Source organism: Pseudoroseicyclus sp. H15 (assembly GCF_054353345.1).
Window position 1 is genome coordinate 781658 of sequence record NZ_JBTHJE010000001.1, and the last position, 18001, is coordinate 799658.

Genomic DNA, 18001 nt, shown 5'->3' on the forward strand with positions numbered 1-18001 from the left:
GCATTGGCGTCACGCAGTCGCTCATCAGAAGGGGGCCAGCCGCCGGTCGGGGCGCCGGTGCCGGGCGGGCCGCGCTCTGATCGCGACCCCGGTCTCGGGGCAGGGCCAGTGGCCTGGCAAACAGGGGCAAGCTGGCAGTCATGCCTGTAAGTCTAGCCCGAACTCATGCCTGTAAGTCTAGCCCGAACTGCCCCTACGGCAAGCCCGGCCTCAGCCCTCCGCCGCCCGGAGCAGCGTCAGATGCGCCACGCCCGCCTTCCGGTGCTCCAGCAGCGTGAAGCCCTCCGGTGGGGGCTGCGGCGCGGCCTCTTCCCAGACCACAAGCGCCTCCTCGGCAACCCAGCCACCGGCCCTCGCCGAGGCCAGCGCCGTGGCGCCGAGCGCACGGCCGTAGGGCGGGTCGAGAAACACCAGCGTTGCAGGCGAGCCAGCATTCACCGGAAGCTTCGTGGCATCCGCCGCCAGCAGCCGCGCCTCGCGACCGCGCCGGGCGCGGCCAAGGTTGTCGCGGATCAGCCGCTGCCCGACGCGGCCGTTCTCCACGAAGACCGCCGCCTCCGCGCCGCGCGACAGCGCTTCCAGCCCCAGCGCACCCGTGCCGGCGAAGAGGTCCAGCACCTGCGCCCCACGCAGCGGCATGCCATAGCGGCCGCCGTCGAGCAGGTTGAAGATCGTCTCTCGCAGCCGGTCGGAGGTCGGGCGCAGGGCGGCGGCGGCATCGCCCTCGCCGACATCGGCAAGGCGCAGCCCGCGGTGCTGGCCGGCGATGATCCTCACGCCGAGAGCAGTGCCTTGAGGTCGGCGCCCGCATCGGCCACGACCGCCGGGTCGGCGCTCTTGCCCGCCTCTATCAGCCGCTTGCCGATCATGTAGCCGCGCGGATCGTTCATCGCATCCACCGCGATGAGCTGGCCGCCCCGGTAATACCAATGCGAGCGCGCCGCGCCGCCGTCGCGCACGACGATCTGGTCGTAGCCCCGGTTCAGCCCGGCGATCTGCAGCTTGCATTCGTATTGGTCCGACCAGAACCAGGGCTTCGCCACATAGGCCTCGCCCCGCCCCAGCATGTTCAGCGCCGCCGCTTCGCCCATGTCGATGGCATTGCCCACGCTCTCCAGCCGGATGCGCTCGCCCTGCCAGGGGAAGGAGGCGCAATCGCCGGCTGCGTAGATGTCGGCATCGGAGGTGCGGCAGAACTCATCCGTCCGGATGCCGTTTTCCATGGCGAGCCCGGCGCTCTCGGCGAGGATGGTCGAGGGCTGGATGCCGATGCCGGTGATGGCGAAGTCGATCTCCAGCACCCGCCCGTCGGCCAGCACGGCGCGCTCGACAGCCTCGCCGCCCTCCAGCCGCTCCAGCCCGACATTCTCGATGACCTCGACGCCATGCGCGCGGTGCAGCTCGCGGAAGTAATCCGCCGTCTCCTCGGCGGCGACGCGGCCGAGGATGCGCTGGCCGGCCTCGACGAGCGTGACCTTCAGCCCCTTCTTCGCCGCCACGGCAGCGGCCTCCAGCCCGATATAGCCACCCCCGATGACGAGCACATGCGCGCCCTCGCGCATCAGCGGGGCCAGCCGGTCGGCATCCTGCAGATCGCGCATGGTCAGTACGCCCTCCAGATCGCCCCCGAGGGCAGAGGGCAGCTGCCGCGGCTCGGCTCCGGTGCAGATGGCGAGCTTGTCATAGGCGAGGGGATCATCGCCCTGCAGCAGCACCTGGTGCTCGGCGGCGCCGATCTGCACCACGCGGGTGCCGGTCATCAGGCGGATTTCGTGCTTTTCGTAGAAGTCGGCGGGCCTCAGATAGAGCCGCGCCTCCTCCATCTCGCCCAGCAGATACTTCTTCGAGAGCGGCGGGCGCTGATAGGGCGGCACGGGCTCGGCGCCGATCAGAGTGATCTCGCCCTCGAACCCCTCGCTGCGCAACTTGGCGACAAGGGATGCTCCGGCCTGGCCGGCCCCGATGACGACGAAATGGCTCATGGCTCCCCTTTCACTTCAGCGCCGCGAGAGTATCCTCTCTGCCAGACAAGCGAAATCACGAAAGGACACACCATGGCCATTGCCGCCGGTGACAGACTGCCCGACGCCAGCTTCCTCGTGATGGGGGAGGACGGGCCCGAGACGCTCAAGCTGGAAAGCGCGGGCCGCAAGATCGTGATCTTCGGTCTGCCCGGCCCCTTCACCGGCACCTGCACCACCGCGCATGTGCCGAGCTTCCAGCGCACCGCGGACGAGTTCTCCGCCAAGGGGGTGGACGCGATCTACTGCGTGGCCGTCGCCGACCCCTTCGTGATGAAGGCGTGGCAGGAGAGCATGGGCGCCGACAAGATCACCTTCCTCGCCGACCCCGCCTCGGACTTCACCAAGGCGCTCGGTCTCAACTTCACCGCGCCGCCGGTCGGCTTCTACGACCGCTCGAAGCGCTATTCGATGCTGGTGGATGACGGCGTGGTGCAATCGGTGAACGAGGAAGCCAGCCCCGGCACCTGCGACACCTCCGGCGGCGAAGCCCTGCTCGAAACGCTCTGAGCCCCGAGCGGCGATTTCCATATGGAAATCGCGGGCGGAAACCATATGGTTTCCGCTCCCAGCGGCTCAGTCGGGGTCCGTGTCGAAGCGCTCGATCTCCGGCGGCAGGCCCACCCAGCCATGGCGGCGGCTCTCGTAGACGCTGTCCATCGGTGGGGGGAAGTCGGGGTCGGTGAAGCCGCCCACGGCGACCGAGACGAAGCCGTCCATCCCTTCTTCGGTGTGGAACAGGTTGGTCCCGCAGACGGGGCAGAAGCGGAAGGTGATGCGCGTGCCATGCCGGTCGCCGACGCGCACATATTCCGTCGCCTCACCGATCACCCGCCAGGGCGCCATGAAGCCGGCCAGCGTTGCAAATACGCTTCCCGTCCGCCGCTGGCAGGCGAGGCAATGGCACACCCCGCCACCCACATGCGGCCCTTCCAGCTCGATGGCCAGTTGGCCGCACTGGCACTCGGCGCGCAGCACCTACTCCGCCGCCTCGCGGTGGCCCGGCGCGTCCTTGGGGTTGTCGTAGACCAAGGTGCGCGTCGGGAAGGGGATCGGGATGCCGTTGGCGTCGAGCGCCTCTTTCACCCGGCGGGTCATATCCGTCTGAAAGGCATAGGCATCGGCATTGGCGCACCAGATCCGTACCTGGAAGTCGACGGAGCTCTCGTTGAGGTTGTTGACCTGAATGAAGGGCTCGGGCTCTTTATGCGCGCGCGGGTCGCTCATGATCGTGTCGAGGATCACCCGCTCGGCATCGGCAAGGTTGGCGCCATAACCCACCCCAAAGCTCCATTGCACCCGGCGGGTGCTGTAGCTGGAGTAGTTCTGGATCGTGTTCCCCCAGACCTCGCTGTTGGGGATGATGTATTGCACGTTCTGGAGGTCAGCCAGCTCGGTATAGTTGAGCGAGATGTCCTTCACCGTGCCCATCACGCCGTTGATCACAACGAAATCGCCGATGCGGATCGGGCGGAAGAAGATCAGCATCACCCCCGCCGCGATATTGCTCAGCGTGCCCTGCAGGGCGAGGCCGATGGCGAGGCCGGCGGCACCTATGGCGGCGACGATCGAGGTCGTCTGCACCCCGAAGGTGTTGAGCACGAAGATGACGGCAAAGGCGAGAATGGCATAGCGGGCCAGATCGCCGAGGAAGCCGAAGAGCGCATTGTCGAGATGGGCCTTGCGCTTGCCGAGGCCCTCGATGCGCCGTTTCACCCAGCGCGCGATCATGAAGCCGAGGAACAGGATGGCGATGGCCGCCAATACATTCCCAAGCAGGCTCGCGAGGAATTCGAGGGTCAACAGGTCGCCAAGCGTGTGGCCCTGCCAGAGTTCGGTATTGAGCAGTTTGTCCATCTAACCCTTCGCCAACTGGTCCATCTTGCGGGCGAGCTTAGCGTCAAGCGCCGTCAGACCGCCAGTGTCGTGGGTCGTCAGCTTCACATCGACCCGGTTGTAGACGTTGAACCACTCGGGATGGTGATTCCACTTCTCCGCCCACATGGCGGCTCGGGTCATGAAGCCGAAGGCCTCGATGAAATTCTTGAAGCTGAAGCTCTTCTCCAGGGCAATGCCCTCGTCTGCCAGCACCCAGCCGCGCTCGATGGCCTCAGCCTTCTCGTCTTCGGTGATCGGATCGCTCATTCCGCTTCCTCTCTGTTGTCGCGCCGGAACGGCCCGTAGGAGGTGAGGATCTCGATCTCCTCGTCCACCGCCGCGGCCTCGGCCTCCAGATAGCGCGCGATGGCGTCGCGAAAGCCCTGATCGCCGATCCAGTGCAGCGAATGCGTCTCGACCGGCAGGTAGCCGCGCGCCAGCTTGTGCTCGCCCTGCGCCCCGGCCTCGACCACGCTCAGCCTGTTCGCCAGCGCGAAGTCGATGGCCTGATAGTAGCACAGCTCGAAATGCAGGAAGGGGTGATGCTCGGTGCAGCCCCAGTAGCGCCCGTACAGCCGGTCCCGCCCGATGAAGTTCAGCGCCCCCGCCACGGGCCGCCCCTCGCGAATGGCGAGGCTGAGCAGCACGTCGTCGGCCATGCGCTCATGCACGAGGTCGAAGAAGGCGCGCGTTAGGTAAGGCGTGCCCCATTTGCGGCTGCCGGTATCCTGGTAGAAGCGCCAGAACGCGTCCCAATGCTCTGGGCGGATGTCGGCGCCGGTGAGGCTGACGATCTCGCCGCCGAAGCCCTGCGCCTCGCGCCGCTCCTTGCGGATGTTCTTGCGCTTGCGGCTGGAGAGGGCGCCGAGGAAGCCCTCGAAATCGCCATAGCCCTCGTCATGCCAGTGAAACTGCTGGGTGCTCCGCGCCAGCAGGCCCATCTGCGCCCCGGCCACCGCCTCAGCCTCGGTGCAGAAGGTGGCGTGGAGCGACGACATCCGGTTCTGCGCGGCGAGGCTCACGCCGCCCTGCACCAGCGCGCTCATCCCCTCGGCCTCGTGCCCCGGCTTGGTGAGAAACCGCCGCCCCGTGGCGGGGGTGAAGGGCACGGCGATCTGCAGCTTGGGGTAATACTCGCCGCCGGCATTCTCGTAGGCATGGGCCCAGTTGAAATCGAAGATATATTCGCCCTGACTGTGGCCCTTGGCATAGAGCGGCGCCACGGCGATCAGCTCGCCCTCCTTGCGGGCCAGCAGGTAATGCGGCTCCCAGCCCGTGCCGCGGCCAACCGACCGGCTCTCTTCCAGCGCGAGGAGGAAGCGGTGCGTAGTGAAGGGGTCGTTCGGCCGCCCGCCATCTGCCGCCTCGGGGCAGGCGCAGGCATCCCATTCCTCCGCCGGCAGCTCGGCCAGCGTGGAAAGGGTCGAGATCTCGATCTCGTCCGGCTCGCTCATGCCGCAAACCCTTCGAAGGTGATGTTGTCGGCCACCCGCCGCGCCTCTGCCGCCTCCGCCTCCGAGCGGATCGTCCAGCAGAGCACCGGGTGGCCCGCATTCCTGATCCGGGCCACGGCGCCCGCGCCCAGATCGGCCGCCTCGTGGCTGATGAAGCTGGCCCCGGCACTGTCGAAATCGGGGATGTCGCGCAGCCTGGCGCGCTCCTCCTCCGGCAGGGCCGGCCAGTCCTCCGCCGCGTAGCCCGTCGTCGTCAGCCCGCGCGGCACATGCGGCGCGAGCTGCGCCATGGCGGCCACGCTGTGCGGGTTGAAGCTCATGAAGGCGAGCGGGCCAACGTAGCCCGCCGCCGCCCGCGCCGCCGCCTCTTCCAGCGGGCCGATGCCGGGGCCGAGCGCGCCGTCCTGATCCTTGATCTCCACCAGCAGCGGCACCCGCCCGTCCACCATCCGCAGCACCTCGGCGAAGCCCGGGATGCCGTCGGACGCGCCGCTCAGCCGGGTCGCCTCCAGCTCTGCCGCGCTCTTTGCTGCGACAGGGCCGGAGGCATCGGTGAGGCGGGCGAGGTCGTAATCGTGAAACACCACCGCCTCGTCATCGCCCGAGCGCTGCAGGTCGATCTCGATGCCATACCCGGCCTCCATCGCCGCCCGGATCGCGGCGCGCGAGTTCTCCGGGCCCGCGGACCCGTGAAGGGCGCGGTGCGCGATGGGGCGAGTGAGAAAGGCCTGCGGCAGGCGGACACGGCTCATCGGATCTCGAAGATGCCTTCCACCTCGACAGCCACGCCGCGCGGCAGCTCGGCGACGCCCACGGCAGAGCGGGCATGGCGGCCGGCGTCGCCGAACAGGGCGACCATGAGGTCCGAGGCGCCGTTCACCACCAGCGGCTGGTCGTTGAAGCCGGGTGCCGAGGCGACGAAGCCGGTCAGCTTCACCACCCGCACCAGGCGTGTCAGGTCGCCGCCCAGAGCCGCCTTCAGCTGCGCCACCAGCGACAGCGCGCAGGCCCGTGCGGCGACGGCGCCCTCTTCGGCGCTCAGGCCGTCCCCGAGTTTGCCCGTGATCATCCCGTCCGGCCCGGCGGAAACCTGGCCGGAGACATAGAGCATGTTGCCGCTCTGCACATAGGGCACGTAATTGGCGGCGGGGGCCGGCGCGTCGGGCAGCGTGAGCCCGAGCTCGGCGAGCTTGGTGTCGATCGTCATGTGGGAGGCCTTCATTGTTGTGCCCCCAAGGCTAAGGCGCCCCCCGCCCGGCCTCAAGGCCCCGCGGCATCAACTCCGCGCCGCCGGCCCCGTCACACCGGCTCGCCCCGAGCGCCTGCCCCGATCCCAGCCGAGCGCGGCCCGCAGCCCGGCCCCCTGTCTTTGCTCCTGCAAAATCCTCGGGGGGAGTCGCCTGCAAGGCGACGGGGGGCAGACAGCCCCCCTCCGGCGCTCGCCAGCTTACCCGCCGCCGGGCCTGGGCCCCGCCGCGGCAAACCGCGTCAGCGCAGATCGGCGATCAACTGGTCGAGGTTGCCGCCGCGCTGGTCGAGCATCGACAGCACTTCCTGCCGCTCGGATAGCAGCATGTTCACGCCCTCGATGATGAGGTTGAAAAACAGCGGCTGCCCGGTCGAATCCTCGACATGGAAGTCGACGCGGAAGGGCGATTGCCCGCGCAGCAGGGCGCGGGTTTCCACCTCGACACCGCGGGGCAGGTCGCGGGCGGTGACCACCTCGATCTCGCTGCCTATGAACTCGCGGAAGCGCCCGCCGTATTTGCGGGCCACATAGCCGGAATAGGCCTGCATGAAGGCCTGCATCTGCGCCGCGCTGGCAGAGCGGCGGGCCGGGCCGAGCACATAGGCGGCGATGGTGGGCACGTCGGCATGGCGCAGGAAGATCGTCTGAAACTCGGCGAGCATGGCGCTTTCTTCCCTGCCCGAGGAGATGACGGCATTCACCTCGGCGACGAGCTGGCTGACCAGCTGCATGGCGCTTTGCTGGCTCACGGCGAGGGCCGGCAGGGGCAGGGCAGTCGCCGCGGCGGCGGCTGTGGCGCTGGTGAGAAGTTGGCGGCGGGTGATCATGGCTTACTCCAGATCGGCAAAGGGATCGACGAAGCCGGGATAAGCGGCGGCGCTGGCCGCGCCGCCTGTCCCGTCCTCATCGGCGAAGGGGTCAATAAAGCCGGCATCGGCGGCCGGGGCGCCGGCATTGCCGCCCGCCTGGCCGGTCTCGAAGCGGCGGTTCTGCAGATAGGCCAGCCGGGCCTGGGCATAACTGTCTGCGCTCTCGTAGAGCAGCCCGTCGACGGTGCCCGAAAACTGGCCGCGCTCGACGATCTGCTCGCCGACATAGGCATAGGTGCCGGCGCGGGAATAGGCATCCGCCGCTTCGCTGCCGATGTAGTCGAGCGGGTTCAGCACCCGGTCGACCACCTCGCCGAAAGCGTCGCGCTCTGTCGAGGGGCCAAGGAGCGGCAGCTCCAGATAGGCGCCCTCGGGCACGCCCCAGACGGCGAGGGTCTCGCCGAAATCGGTGCTGCGCTCGTAAAGGCCGATCTCGGCGGCCGGGTCGCCGAAGCCGAGCAGGCCGAAGACGATGTTGAAGACGAAGCGCCCCGAATTGACGGCGGCATCCTCAAGGTTGCCCTGCAGCAGGTTGTTCACCGCCATGCCGGGCAGCGAGGAATTGTCGGAGAAGGTGACGATGGCCGCGCCGATGCCATCGGGCAGGGCGTTGCTGGCCTGGCCGAGGTCGCGCAGCACAGCGGTATCGACGCTGGTGTTGAAGGCATGCACGGCGCGGTTCTGCGCCTCATAGGGGTCGTGGATCTCCACCCCCGGCGGGGCGGGCGAGCAGGCGGTCAGCGCGGCGAGCGCGGAAAAGGCAATGCCGGCGGCGAGAGGGCGGGCGTTCATCTGCTCGGTCGTTCCTTGTCGGGCCGCGAAGGCCGGCCATCTTGTTGCGCCCTTGTTTACGGGATTTGTCTCTCCGGGCAAGCGACGCGGCGGCAGCGTGCCTCACGTCAGCGAGAGCCTGCCGGGCGCGGCGCGCGAAACACAGCCCCGGCATCGAGCTGTGAGCCCCGGGCCTGCGTTATGGCAATATTGGGCATCGCGACGTAAACCGCGCATGACACAAGCATGGCGCGGCGGCAGAAGGGCGCAGATGGCACAGGGCGATTCAGGCGCAGCGGGTCGGGCAGAGCTGCGGGCAGCGCGCGCCGAAAGCCGGCCGCTCTACTGGGCGGTCGGGCTGTTCAGCTTCTTCGTCAACCTGCTGATGCTCACCGGCCCGCTCTACATGCTCAACGTCTACGACCGCGTGCTGGGCAGCCGCAGCCTGCAGACGCTGCTGGCGCTGACGGTGATCGTCGCTTTCCTCTTCCTGATGATGGGCATTCTCGACGCGGTGCGCGGCCGGCTGATGGGCCGCATCGCCGCGCGCTTCCAGGCCCGTCTCGACCGGCGCGTCTTTGCCGCCGCGCTGCGCGGCACCACGCAGGGCCGGTCAGACGTGGTGGCCGGCAACGCCCTGCGCGATCTGGAATCGATCCAGCGGCTGCTTGGCTCTCCGGCGCTGGCGGCGCTGTTCGATCTGCCCTTCGCGCCGCTGTTCTTCTTCGGCATCTTTCTCTTCCACCCCTGGCTGGGCTTTCTGGCCCTCGCCGGGGCGGCAGTTCTGGTGGCGCTTGCCATCGCCAACCAGCTCTATGCCCGCCAGCCGCTCTCCAGCGCCAATTCCGCCACGCTCAAGGCCGAGGCCGAGGGCGCGCAGATCCGCCAGGAGGCGGAGCTGGTGCAGGCGCTCGGCATGCGCAGCGCCGCTTTCGACCGCTGGAAGGTGGCGCGCGACGGCGCTCTCGTCGCCACCATCGGCGCGACCGACCGCACGGGCGGGTTCACCGCCACGACACGGGCTTTCCGGCTGTTCATCCAGTCCGCCATGCTGGGCCTTGGCGCCTATCTGGTGCTGCAGCAGGCGGTCACCCCCGGCGCCATGATCGCCTCGTCCATCCTGATGGGCCGGGCGCTGGCGCCGGTGGAGATGCTGGTCGGCCAGGCGGCCTCGTTCCAGCGCGCCCGCGAGGGCTGGCGCCGGCTCGCCGTGCTGCTGGGCGAGGTGCCCGAGCAGCAGCTGCGCACCGCCCTGCCGCGCCCGAAGGCGAAGCTCGAGGTCGAACAGGTCACCGTCATCCCCCCGGGCGAGAGCGTCGCGGCGCTGCGCATGATGTCCTTCCGGCTCGAGCCGGGGCAGGCGCTGGGCGTGATCGGCACTTCCGGCTCCGGAAAATCCACGCTGGCCCGGGCGCTGACGGGGCTGTGGAAGCCGGCCGCCGGGCGCGTGCGGCTGGATGGCGCGGCGCTCGACCAATACGATCCCGACGTGCTGGGCCAATACATCGGTTATCTGCCGCAGCGCATCAGCCTGTTCGATGGCACCATCGCCGAGAACATCGCCCGCCTGCAGGACAAGCCCGACCCGGCGAAGATCGTGCGCGCGGCGGAGCGGGCCGGGGCGCATGAGATGATCAAGGCGCTGCCCGATGGCTATGACACCCGCGTCACCCAGTCGGGCGGGCGCCTCTCCGGCGGGCAGATGCAGCGCATCGGGCTTGCCCGCGCCATGTATGGCGACCCGGTGCTGCTGGTGCTCGACGAGCCGAACTCGAACCTCGACAACGAAGGCAGTCAGGCGCTGAACCAGGCCATCCGCCAGCTCAAGGCCGAAGGCGCCGCCATTCTGATCATGGCGCACCGCCCCGCGGCCATTCAGGAATGCGACATGCTGCTGATGATCGAGAATGGCGGCCGCCGCGCCTTTGGCCCGAAGGACGAGGTGCTGCGCGAAATGGTGCGCAATCACCAGGAGATCGCGCAGGCCAGCGGCGCCGGCGGAGGCGTGTCATGAGCGCGGGCGTGGCCGGCTGGCCGGTGCGCGGCCCGCTGATGGGTGGGCTGATCGCCATTCTGCTGCTCGTCGGCGGCTTTGGCGGCTGGGCGATCTACACGCAGATCACCGGCGCCGTCATCGCCATGGGTCGTATCGAGGTCGAGCAGAACCGCCAGGTTGTGCAGCATCCCGACGGAGGCGTCGTCGAGGAGATCCTCGTGCAGGAGGGCGACACGGTTGAGGCGGGCCAGCTGCTGATCCGCCTCGATGAGGACGACCTCCGCTCTGAGCTGGCCGCCGTCGAGGGCCAGCTCTTCGAGATCCTCGCCCGCCGTGCCCGCTTCGAGGCAGAGGTGGAGATCACCGACGATCTGGCCTTCGACCCGCTGCTTCTGGAGACCGACAATCCCGTCGCCACCGAGCTGATGGAGGGTCAGCGCCGGCTCTACGCCGCGCGACGCGTCTCGGAAGATCAGGTGCGCGACCAGCTGCAGCGGCGGATCGAGCAGATCGAGGCGCAGATCGAGGGGATCGAGGCGCAGAAGACGGCGATCACCGAGCAGATCGGCTTCATCCAGAGCGAGCTGGAAAGCCAGCAATCCCTGCTCGACCGCGGCCTCGCCCAGGCCGCCCGCGTGCTGGCGCTGGAGCGCGAGAAGGCCGATCTGGAAGGGCGCCACGGCGAGCTCACCGCCGCCGCCGCCCAGGCGCAGGGGCGCATCACAGAGACCGAGATCGAGATCATCAAGATCGACGCGACCCGCGGCGAAGAGGCGATCTCTACCCTGCGCGATCTGCAATATACCGAGATCGACCTCGCAGAGCGGCGCCACCAGCTGCTCACCCGGATCGACCGGCTGGATATCCGCGCGCCCGTTTCGGGCATCGTCTACAACCTGCGGGTCTTTGCGCCCCGCTCGGTGGTCGTCGCCGCCGACCCGCTGCTGTATCTCATCCCGCAGGACAGGCCGCTGGTAATCACGGCGCAGGTGGCGCCGCAGGATATCGACCAGATCTACGTCGGGCAGAGCGCCGGGCTGCGCTTCTCGGCCTTCGATCAGCGCCAGACGCCGGAGCTGGACGGGCGGGTGATGCAGGTGTCTGCCGACAGCTTCAACGACGAGGCGACGGGCCGCAGCTTCTACCGCGCCCAGATCGAGCTGAACGAGGGTGAGCTGGCCCGCCTGCCCGAGGGGATGGACCTGTTGCCCGGCATGCCGGTGGAGGCCTTCATCGCCACCGCCGCCCGCAGCCCGATGGCCTATTTCCTCAAACCCTTCACCGATTACTTCGCCAAGGCCTTCCGCGAGACCTGAGCCCGCTGCCCTGACACGCTCCCGCCCGCCCACCCCGCGTGCCAGGGCAGCGGGGTCGCGGGGCGGGGGAGGGGGTGCGGGGTGAGAGGGAGCGCCGCGGGGGGTCAGCCCCGTCGCCATTGGGGCTCGAACCAATGGCGCCACCAATGGCGACCCCCGGGATATTTCGGGAAAAGCGAGGGGGAAGGGGCGCGGGTGCGGGCGAGTGTTAGAGGGGGGCGGCGAACTCGTTCTTTGCGTAGCCTTGCAGGTAGAGCAGGGCGGTGAGGTTGCCGTGGTTGATCTTGAGCTGCGCCTCGGCCTGCACCTTGGGCTTGGCATGCAGCGCCACGCCCATCCCGGCCCGGCCGAGCATGCCGAGATCGTTGGCGCCATCGCCCACCGCCAGCACCTCTGTCTCGGATATCCGAAGGGTCGTCGCCAGCTCTTCGAGCGTCGCCACCTTGGCCTCGCGCCCCAGGATCGGGCGGGCGACATCGCCGGTGAGCAGGCCATCCTCGGCCAGAAGCCGGTTGGCGCGCGAGACGTCGAAGCCCAGGCGCTTCCCGATCGGCCCGGCGAAGGCGGTGAAGCCGCCGGAGACCAGCACGGCATGGGCGCCATGCGCCTTCATCGTCGCCACCAGCGCCGGCCCGCCGGGCATGAGGGTGATGCGCCGCTCCAGCACCTCGTCGATGATGCTCTCACGCAGCCCTTTCAGCAGGGCGACACGCTCCAGCAGGGCGCCCTCGAAATCGAGCTCGCCGTTCATCGCTCGGGCCGTGATGGCGGCGACCTGCTGGCCCACGCCGGCCTCATCGGCCAGCTCGTCGATGCATTCCTGGCGGATCATCGTGCTGTCCATATCCGCCAGCAGCAGGCGCTTGCGGCGGCCATGCTCTGGCAGAACGGCCAGATCGACGCCCTGACCCTGCAGATCGGCCCAGACCTCGGCGGCGTTGCCCGGGGCCGCCGGCATGGCGAACTCGGCGGCCTCGCGTGGGGCCAGCCAGCGCAGAGGCCCGCCGCCCCAGGCGCTGCGGAGCGCGTCGGCCAGAGCGGGTTCGAGCTCGCCGGGGCGGGCGATGAGAACGGCGATGCAGGTCATGGAGCCTCGCGGAGTTTGGCCAGCATCGGCTGGCGGGCGGCGTCGATGCGGGCGAGGAGGCGGGCATTCTCCTCGCGGAAGCGCTGGGCATAGTCGCGGCTGCGACTGCCGGAGAGCTTGCGGTGCCGCGGCTCGAAGGGCACCGGCCCCGGCGGCGGCGCGCCGACATGGGCGGCGATGCGGCCCAGAAGCTCGGCCTCGCTCATGGCGATGCTTTGCTCGTAGCTCAGGCGCAGGGGCGCCAGCGGCTGCGCGGCGAGCAGCGCCTCGGTGCGCTGCTCCATGTTGTGGATTCGCAGAAGGGCGCCGCGGATGGCACGGGCATCGTAGGTAAAGGCGGCCTCATCGGCCTGGATCACCTCATCCGAGATGCCGGGGCTGTGTGCGTGGCCCGTCTGCAGCTTGCGCGAGACGGAGAGGGCCTGAGCCACGATATCCTCGCGAATCAACCACAGCAGCGCGGTGGGCTGGATGGCGGCGAAGAAGCGCTCCGCCCCGCCGAAGCTGGCCAGCACATGCGCATAGGTTATCTCGCAGCCGAAGACTCCGTCTCTCTGCCGTTCGAGCAGCGACAGGCGGTGGAAAGCCTCGCGGCTCTGGGCGCCATAGCGCTTGGCGATGGCATGGGTGAAGTTGGGGTTGAACATCTCGCCCGGGTCGCCCGGGCCGCCGGCCTGCTGGGCCAGATCGGTGATGCGGGATGAGCCGCTGCGGGGCGTGAAGAACAGCGCATAGCGGATGCCGGGCAGGCCCTTCGCCTCCTGCAGCTCGCGAAACCGCGGGCGGTCGGGCACGCCGGCGAAGGGGCGGGCGAGCCAGTATTCGCCGAGGCGGCTGAGGGTGAGCGAGGGGCCGGCCGGCAGGCGGTTGGCCAGTTTCTGGAAGAGGGCGGGCGACAAGGCGGCGGCTCCGGCAGGTGCAGGCAGCGCGATAGCAGGGGCGCGCGGCGGGGGCAAACGGCGCGGGCGGGCGGGGCCGAAGTTTCCGATGATGGACGCGGAGAGGGGCCGATCGTGCGAATGCGGCGCATCACCGGCCATTTGCGGCTTGTGGGCCGCCGGGGCGGGGCGTATCTGCGGCGGCGGGACACCCTTCCCCAACGAAGGGCGAATATCTGAGAGGGTATCAGCAATGATGACCGACAAGCCGGCCCAGCGCCCGGCCAATCCGCGCTTCTCTTCCGGCCCCTGTGCCAAGCCCCCGACATGGACGCCCGAGGCCCTGAGCGACGCGCCGCTCGGCCGCTCGCACCGCGCCAAGGTGGGCAAGGACAAGCTGGCCGCCGCCATCCAGCAGACCAGAGAGATCCTCGGCGTGCCCGACGATTACCGCATCGGCATCGTCCCCGCCTCCGACACCGGCGCGGTGGAGATGGCGCTGTGGTCTCTCCTCGGCGAGCGCCCGGCGGAGATGATCGCGTGGGAGAGCTTCGGCGCCGGCTGGGTGACGGATGTCGTCAAGCAGCTGAAGATCGAGGCCGAGGTGAAAACCGCCGATTACGGCCAGATCGTGGATTTCGCGCAGGTCGATTTCGACAAGGATGTCGTCTTCACCTGGAACGGCACCACCTCCGGCGTGCGCCTGCCGAACGGCGACGCCATCCCGGCGGACCGCGCGGGCCTGACCATTTGCGACGCGACTTCCGCCGCCTTCGCGATGGCGCTGCCGTGGGACAAGCTCGATGTCACCACCTTCTCCTGGCAGAAGGTGCTGGGCGGCGAGGCGGCGCATGGCGTGCTGATCCTCTCCCCCCGCGCGGTGGCGCGGCTGGAGAGCTACACCCCCGCCTGGCCTCTGCCGAAGATCTTCCGCATGACGAAGGGCGGCAAGCTGATCGAGGGCATCTTCAAGGGCGAGACGATCAACACGCCCTCGATGCTCTGCGTGGAAGATTACCTCTTCTCGCTCGATTGGGCGAAGAGCGTCGGCGGCCTTGAGGGCCTCATCGCCCGCAGCCAGGCCAATGCGCAGGCGATCTGGGATTTCTGCGGCGAGCGCGACTGGATCGCCAACCTCGCCGAGGATGAGGCGACGCGCTCGACGACATCGGTCTGCCTGAAGTTCACCGATGAGCGCATCACCGATGGCGCCACCTTCGCCAAGGCCGTGGCCAAGCGGCTGGAGGCCGAGGGCGTGGCGCTCGACGTGGGCGCCTATCGCGACGCCCCGGCGGGCCTGCGCATCTGGTGCGGTGCGACGGTGGAGACGGCGGATATCGAGGCGATGCTGCCCTGGCTCGACTGGGCGTATCAGGCCGAGATCGACGCCCTCTCTCAAGCGGCGTGACGGTGGCGGTGCGTGACGAGCACGCACCCTACCGCGCCTGCCGATCCCGCAATTCGTAGGGTGCGTGCTCGCCACGCACCGCCCCGACCCATCCAATGCAAGGACCAAGCCCTATGGCCCCCCGCGTTCTCATCTCCGACAAACTCTCGGACGCCGCCGTGCAGATCTTCAAGGATCGCGGCATCGACGTCGACTTCCAGCCCGATCTCGGCAAGGACAAGGACAAGCTCCTTGAGGTCATCGGCCAGTATGACGGCCTCGCCATCCGCTCCGCCACCAAGGCGACGGAGAAGGTCATCGAGGCGGCGACCAACCTCAAGGTCATCGGCCGCGCTGGCATCGGGGTCGACAATGTCGACATCCCGGCCGCGTCGAAGAAGGGCATCATCGTGATGAACACGCCCTTCGGCAACTCGATCACCACCGCCGAGCATGCCATCGCCATGCTGATGTCGGTGGCCCGGCAGATCCCCGAGGCCAACGCCTCCACCCATGCCGGCAAGTGGGAGAAATCCCGCTTCATGGGCACCGAGATCACGGGCAAGACGCTCGGCGTCATCGGCGCCGGCAACATCGGCTCGATCGTCTGCTCCCGCGCGCTCGGCCTGAAGATGAAGGTCATCGCCTATGACCCCTTCCTGTCGGAAGAGCGGGCGACGGAGATCGGCGTCGAGAAGGTCGAGCTCGACGAGCTGACCCGCCGCGCCGATTTCATCACCCTGCACGTGCCCTTCACCGAGCAGACGAAGAACATCCTCTCCGCCGAGCGCATCGCGCAGCTCAAGCCCGGCGTGCGCATCGTCAACTGCGCCCGTGGCGGTCTGGTCGACGAGGCGGCTCTCGCCGAGGCGATCAAGGAGGGCCGGGTCGCCGGTGCCGCCTTCGACGTCTTCGCCGAAGAGCCCGCCAAGGAGAACCCGCTCTTCGGTCTGCCCAATGTCGTCGTCACGCCGCACCTCGGCGCCGCGACCTCCGAGGCGCAGGAGAACGTCGCCCTGCAGGTCGCCGAGCAGATGTCGGATTACCTGCTGACCGGCGCGGTGACCAACGCCATCAACATGCCGTCGATCAGCGCCGAAGAGGCGAAGGTCATGGGCCCGTGGGTGGCGCTCGCCGGGCACCTCGGCAATTTCGTCGGCCAGATGCAGGACGAGCCGGTCAAAGCCATCAACATCCTCTACGACGGTCAGGTCTCGGGGATGAACACCGCCGCGCTGAACTCCGCCGCGATCGCCGGCATCCTGCGCCGCGGCAACCCCGACGTGAACATGGTCTCTGCCCCCGTCATGATGAAGGAGCGGGGCGTGAAGGTCTCGACCACCCGGCAGGATCAGTCGGGCATGTTCGAGGGCTACATCAAGATCACCGCCGTCACCGACAAGCGCGAGCGCTCGGTCGCGGGGACGATCTTCTCCGACGGAAAGCCGCGCTTCATCCAGATCAAGGGCATCAACATCGATGCCGAGATCGGGCGCCACATGGTCTACACGACCAACCAGGACGAGCCGGGCATCATCGGCGCGCTCGGCAACACCATGGGACAAAACGGCGTCAACATCGCCAACTTCACCCTCGGTCGCTCGGCGAAGAAGGGCGAGGCCATCGCCATCCTCTATGTCGACGAGCGCGTGCCGGAGCCGGTGCTCGACAAGCTGCGCGAGACCAAGCTGTTCCAGCAGGTCAAGGCGCTGGAATTCGACCTCGCCGAATAGGCGGGCCCGACATCGCAAGGATCACAGGCGGCCCCGGGTTGAAGCCCGGGGCCGTTTCGTTCAAGTCGCTGGGGTAACCAGAAGGGGGCGCTCGTGCTGTTCGCTGTCGGAGACATTCACGGCCAGCTCGCCGAACTGGAGAAGGCCCTCGCCCGGATCGAGGCAGAGGGAGGTCCGGATGCCCGCATCATCTTCCTCGGCGATTACACCGACAGGGGACCGGATTCGAAGGGTGTACTGGAGCGGCTCTCCGCCGGAATGGCCGAGGGGCGCAACTGGCTCTGCCTGAAGGGCAATCACGACCGGATGTTCCTGCGCTTCCTGCAGGAAGGCGACCTGCACGACCCCGAGATCAAATCCGGCAAGGGCTGGCTGAACCGGGCGCTGGGCGGCGGCGCGACGCTGGCCTCCTACTTCGCAGCGCCGGGCCTGCACCATCCGCTGGGCGGCGGCATGAGCACCCTGGCCAGCAAGGGGCTGGACGACGTGCCGCATGAGCTGCTGGACGATCTGGTCGCCGAGGCGCGCGAGGCTGTGCCGCAGGCGCATGTGGATTTCCTGCGCAGCCTGCCGCTCTGGCGCGAAGAGGCCGGGTGCATCTTCGTCCATGCCGGCATCCGCCCGGGCGTGCCGATGGAGGACCAGGTCGAGGACGATCTTATCTGGATCCGCAAGGGGTTCCTCGAAGACGAGCGCGACCACGGCCACCTCATCGTGCATGGCCACACGGCGCTGGAGCATGCCACGCATTTCGGCAACCGGCTCGATCTCGACGGCGGCGCCGCCTATGGCCGCCCGCTCTTTCCGGCGATGCTGGATGACGAAGGCGGCTGGACGCTGCTGACCTGGGACGGTGCCGAGCCGCTGGCCCCGGCCGGCAGCTTCCTGTGACTTGGCGGATCGACCATGTGCAGCTGGCGATCCCGGCCGGGGGCGAGGCTGCGGGCCGCGCCTTCTGGGTGGATCTGCTGGGCAGGACCGAATTGCCCAAGCCCGAGGGGCTGGCGGGGCGCGGCGGCCTCTGGCTGCGGGCGGGGGCGGTGGAGCTGCATCTCGGCGTGGCCGAGCCCTTCGTGCCGGCGGCCAAGGCGCATCCCTGCTTCGCGGTGCCCGATCTGGATGCGCTGGCAAAGGCGCTGGGCGATGCCGGCCACCCGGTGCGCTGGGACGAGGCCATCGCCGGGCGCCGCCGCTTCTTCACCGACGATCCCTTCGGCAACCGGGTGGAGTTCATGGCCGAGACCAGCGCCCCGGCCTGAGCGCCGCTGCCCGGGCAGGCCTCCCGCCCACCCACCCACGCACGGTGTGTCGATCTCGCACCGCTCGCACGGTTCGACTGGCCAGTGCCAGGACCCGGGCAAG

General features: G+C 68.8%; 19 protein-coding genes. 7 read left to right on the top strand and 12 right to left on the bottom strand.

What is annotated here, in order from left to right:
* Window positions 1–210 precede the first annotated feature (210 nt).
* A complete protein-coding gene (locus ACXN5S_RS03735) occupies window positions 211–777 on the bottom strand; it encodes an RsmD family RNA methyltransferase (protein WP_458604041.1) in 567 nt (188 codons plus the stop codon).
* The gene (locus ACXN5S_RS03740; RefSeq protein ID WP_458604042.1) at window positions 774–1982 is read right to left on the bottom strand and encodes an NAD(P)/FAD-dependent oxidoreductase; all 1209 of its coding nucleotides are present in this window, start codon (window positions 1980–1982) and stop codon (window positions 774–776) included. The genes ACXN5S_RS03735 and ACXN5S_RS03740 overlap by 4 nt, the downstream gene beginning before the upstream one ends.
* Window positions 1983–2054: 72 nt before the next feature.
* On the opposite strand from ACXN5S_RS03740, the gene ACXN5S_RS03745 reads away from it, so the two are divergent.
* Window positions 2055–2531 (top strand): redoxin family protein, encoded by a 477-nt coding sequence (locus ACXN5S_RS03745; RefSeq protein ID WP_458604043.1) that lies wholly within the window; start codon window positions 2055–2057, stop codon window positions 2529–2531.
* A gap of 66 nt (window positions 2532–2597) precedes the next feature.
* On the opposite strand, the gene ACXN5S_RS03750 is transcribed toward ACXN5S_RS03745, so the two are convergent.
* The 8 genes from ACXN5S_RS03750 to ACXN5S_RS03785 form a co-directional block, all read right to left on the bottom strand.
* The gene (locus ACXN5S_RS03750) at window positions 2598–2999 is read right to left on the bottom strand and encodes a GFA family protein (protein WP_458604044.1); all 402 of its coding nucleotides are present in this window, start codon (window positions 2997–2999) and stop codon (window positions 2598–2600) included.
* Entirely contained in the window at window positions 3000–3878 is an 879-nt protein-coding gene (locus ACXN5S_RS03755) for a mechanosensitive ion channel family protein (RefSeq protein WP_458604045.1), read from the bottom strand.
* Window positions 3879–4166, bottom strand: coding sequence for a 4a-hydroxytetrahydrobiopterin dehydratase (locus ACXN5S_RS03760; protein WP_458604046.1), 288 nt, complete (start codon window positions 4164–4166; stop codon window positions 3879–3881).
* Window positions 4163–5353 carry a GNAT family N-acetyltransferase gene (locus tag ACXN5S_RS03765; RefSeq protein ID WP_458604047.1) on the bottom strand — a complete coding sequence of 397 codons (1191 nt, stop codon included), beginning with the start codon at window positions 5351–5353 and terminating at the stop codon, window positions 4163–4165. The genes ACXN5S_RS03760 and ACXN5S_RS03765 overlap by 4 nt, the downstream gene beginning before the upstream one ends.
* Entirely contained in the window at window positions 5350–6105 is a 756-nt protein-coding gene (locus tag ACXN5S_RS03770; protein WP_458604048.1) for a glycerophosphodiester phosphodiesterase family protein, read from the bottom strand. Before ACXN5S_RS03770 ends, ACXN5S_RS03765 begins: the two co-directional genes overlap by 4 nt.
* Window positions 6102–6560 carry a RidA family protein gene (locus ACXN5S_RS03775; protein ID WP_458604049.1) on the bottom strand — a complete coding sequence of 153 codons (459 nt, stop codon included), beginning with the start codon at window positions 6558–6560 and terminating at the stop codon, window positions 6102–6104. Before ACXN5S_RS03775 ends, ACXN5S_RS03770 begins: the two co-directional genes overlap by 4 nt.
* A 281-nt stretch (window positions 6561–6841) precedes the next feature.
* A complete protein-coding gene (locus ACXN5S_RS03780; RefSeq protein ID WP_458604050.1) occupies window positions 6842–7429 on the bottom strand; it encodes an MlaC/ttg2D family ABC transporter substrate-binding protein in 588 nt (195 codons plus the stop codon).
* 3 nt (window positions 7430–7432) lie between these two features.
* Window positions 7433–8263, bottom strand: a complete 831-nt coding sequence (locus ACXN5S_RS03785; RefSeq protein ID WP_458604051.1) for an MlaA family lipoprotein — start codon at window positions 8261–8263, stop codon at window positions 7433–7435.
* A 250-nt stretch (window positions 8264–8513) separates the two neighbouring features.
* On the opposite strand from ACXN5S_RS03785, the gene ACXN5S_RS03790 reads away from it, so the two are divergent.
* Complete coding sequence (locus tag ACXN5S_RS03790) at window positions 8514–10256, top strand: type I secretion system permease/ATPase (protein ID WP_458604052.1); 1743 nt, start codon at window positions 8514–8516, stop codon at window positions 10254–10256.
* The gene (locus ACXN5S_RS03795) at window positions 10253–11554 is read left to right on the top strand and encodes an HlyD family type I secretion periplasmic adaptor subunit (RefSeq protein WP_458604053.1); all 1302 of its coding nucleotides are present in this window, start codon (window positions 10253–10255) and stop codon (window positions 11552–11554) included. Before ACXN5S_RS03790 ends, ACXN5S_RS03795 begins: the two co-directional genes overlap by 4 nt.
* A 208-nt stretch (window positions 11555–11762) precedes the next feature.
* Here ACXN5S_RS03795 and serB read toward each other — a convergent pair whose 3' ends face one another.
* A complete protein-coding gene (gene serB / locus ACXN5S_RS03800; RefSeq protein WP_458604054.1) occupies window positions 11763–12641 on the bottom strand; it encodes a phosphoserine phosphatase SerB in 879 nt (292 codons plus the stop codon).
* Window positions 12638–13540 carry a Stf0 family sulfotransferase gene (locus ACXN5S_RS03805; protein WP_458604055.1) on the bottom strand — a complete coding sequence of 301 codons (903 nt, stop codon included), beginning with the start codon at window positions 13538–13540 and terminating at the stop codon, window positions 12638–12640. The genes serB and ACXN5S_RS03805 overlap by 4 nt, the downstream gene beginning before the upstream one ends.
* Before the next feature lie 232 nt (window positions 13541–13772).
* Between ACXN5S_RS03805 and ACXN5S_RS03810 the strand changes: the two genes are divergently transcribed.
* The 4 genes from ACXN5S_RS03810 to ACXN5S_RS03825 all read left to right on the top strand — a co-directional run bounded on the left by ACXN5S_RS03810 (window position 13773) and on the right by ACXN5S_RS03825 (window position 17898).
* Entirely contained in the window at window positions 13773–14927 is a 1155-nt protein-coding gene (locus ACXN5S_RS03810; protein WP_458604056.1) for a phosphoserine transaminase, read from the top strand.
* A 113-nt stretch (window positions 14928–15040) separates the two neighbouring features.
* Window positions 15041–16639, top strand: coding sequence for a phosphoglycerate dehydrogenase (gene serA, locus ACXN5S_RS03815; protein WP_458604057.1), 1599 nt, complete (start codon window positions 15041–15043; stop codon window positions 16637–16639).
* 93 nt (window positions 16640–16732) lie between these two features.
* A complete protein-coding gene (locus ACXN5S_RS03820) occupies window positions 16733–17530 on the top strand; it encodes a metallophosphoesterase (RefSeq protein ID WP_458604058.1) in 798 nt (265 codons plus the stop codon).
* Entirely contained in the window at window positions 17527–17898 is a 372-nt protein-coding gene (locus ACXN5S_RS03825; protein WP_458604059.1) for a VOC family protein, read from the top strand. Before ACXN5S_RS03820 ends, ACXN5S_RS03825 begins: the two co-directional genes overlap by 4 nt.
* The last annotated feature ends 103 nt before the right edge of the window (window positions 17899–18001 follow it).

Bases quoted from the DNA above. Each gene is read 5' to 3' on its own strand.
- ACXN5S_RS03740 (WP_458604042.1), bottom strand. From the start codon at position 1,982: ATGAGCCATTTCGTCGTCATCGGGGCCGGCCAGGCCGGAGCATCCCTT.
- ACXN5S_RS03745 (WP_458604043.1), top strand. From the start codon at position 2,055: ATGGCCATTGCCGCCGGTGACAGACTGCCCGACGCCAGCTTCCTCGTG.
- ACXN5S_RS03755 (WP_458604045.1), bottom strand. From the start codon at position 3,878: ATGGACAAACTGCTCAATACCGAACTCTGGCAGGGCCACACGCTTGGC.
- ACXN5S_RS03760 (WP_458604046.1), bottom strand. From the start codon at position 4,166: ATGAGCGATCCGATCACCGAAGACGAGAAGGCTGAGGCCATCGAGCGC.
- ACXN5S_RS03765 (WP_458604047.1), bottom strand. From the start codon at position 5,353: ATGAGCGAGCCGGACGAGATCGAGATCTCGACCCTTTCCACGCTGGCC.
- ACXN5S_RS03770 (WP_458604048.1), bottom strand. From the start codon at position 6,105: ATGAGCCGTGTCCGCCTGCCGCAGGCCTTTCTCACTCGCCCCATCGCG.
- ACXN5S_RS03775 (WP_458604049.1), bottom strand. From the start codon at position 6,560: ATGACGATCGACACCAAGCTCGCCGAGCTCGGGCTCACGCTGCCCGAC.
- ACXN5S_RS03780 (WP_458604050.1), bottom strand. From the start codon at position 7,429: ATGATCACCCGCCGCCAACTTCTCACCAGCGCCACAGCCGCCGCCGCG.
- ACXN5S_RS03785 (WP_458604051.1), bottom strand. From the start codon at position 8,263: ATGAACGCCCGCCCTCTCGCCGCCGGCATTGCCTTTTCCGCGCTCGCC.
- ACXN5S_RS03790 (WP_458604052.1), top strand. From the start codon at position 8,514: ATGGCACAGGGCGATTCAGGCGCAGCGGGTCGGGCAGAGCTGCGGGCA.
- ACXN5S_RS03795 (WP_458604053.1), top strand. From the start codon at position 10,253: ATGAGCGCGGGCGTGGCCGGCTGGCCGGTGCGCGGCCCGCTGATGGGT.
- serB (WP_458604054.1), bottom strand. From the start codon at position 12,641: ATGACCTGCATCGCCGTTCTCATCGCCCGCCCCGGCGAGCTCGAACCC.
- ACXN5S_RS03810 (WP_458604056.1), top strand. From the start codon at position 13,773: ATGATGACCGACAAGCCGGCCCAGCGCCCGGCCAATCCGCGCTTCTCT.
- serA (WP_458604057.1), top strand. From the start codon at position 15,041: ATGGCCCCCCGCGTTCTCATCTCCGACAAACTCTCGGACGCCGCCGTG.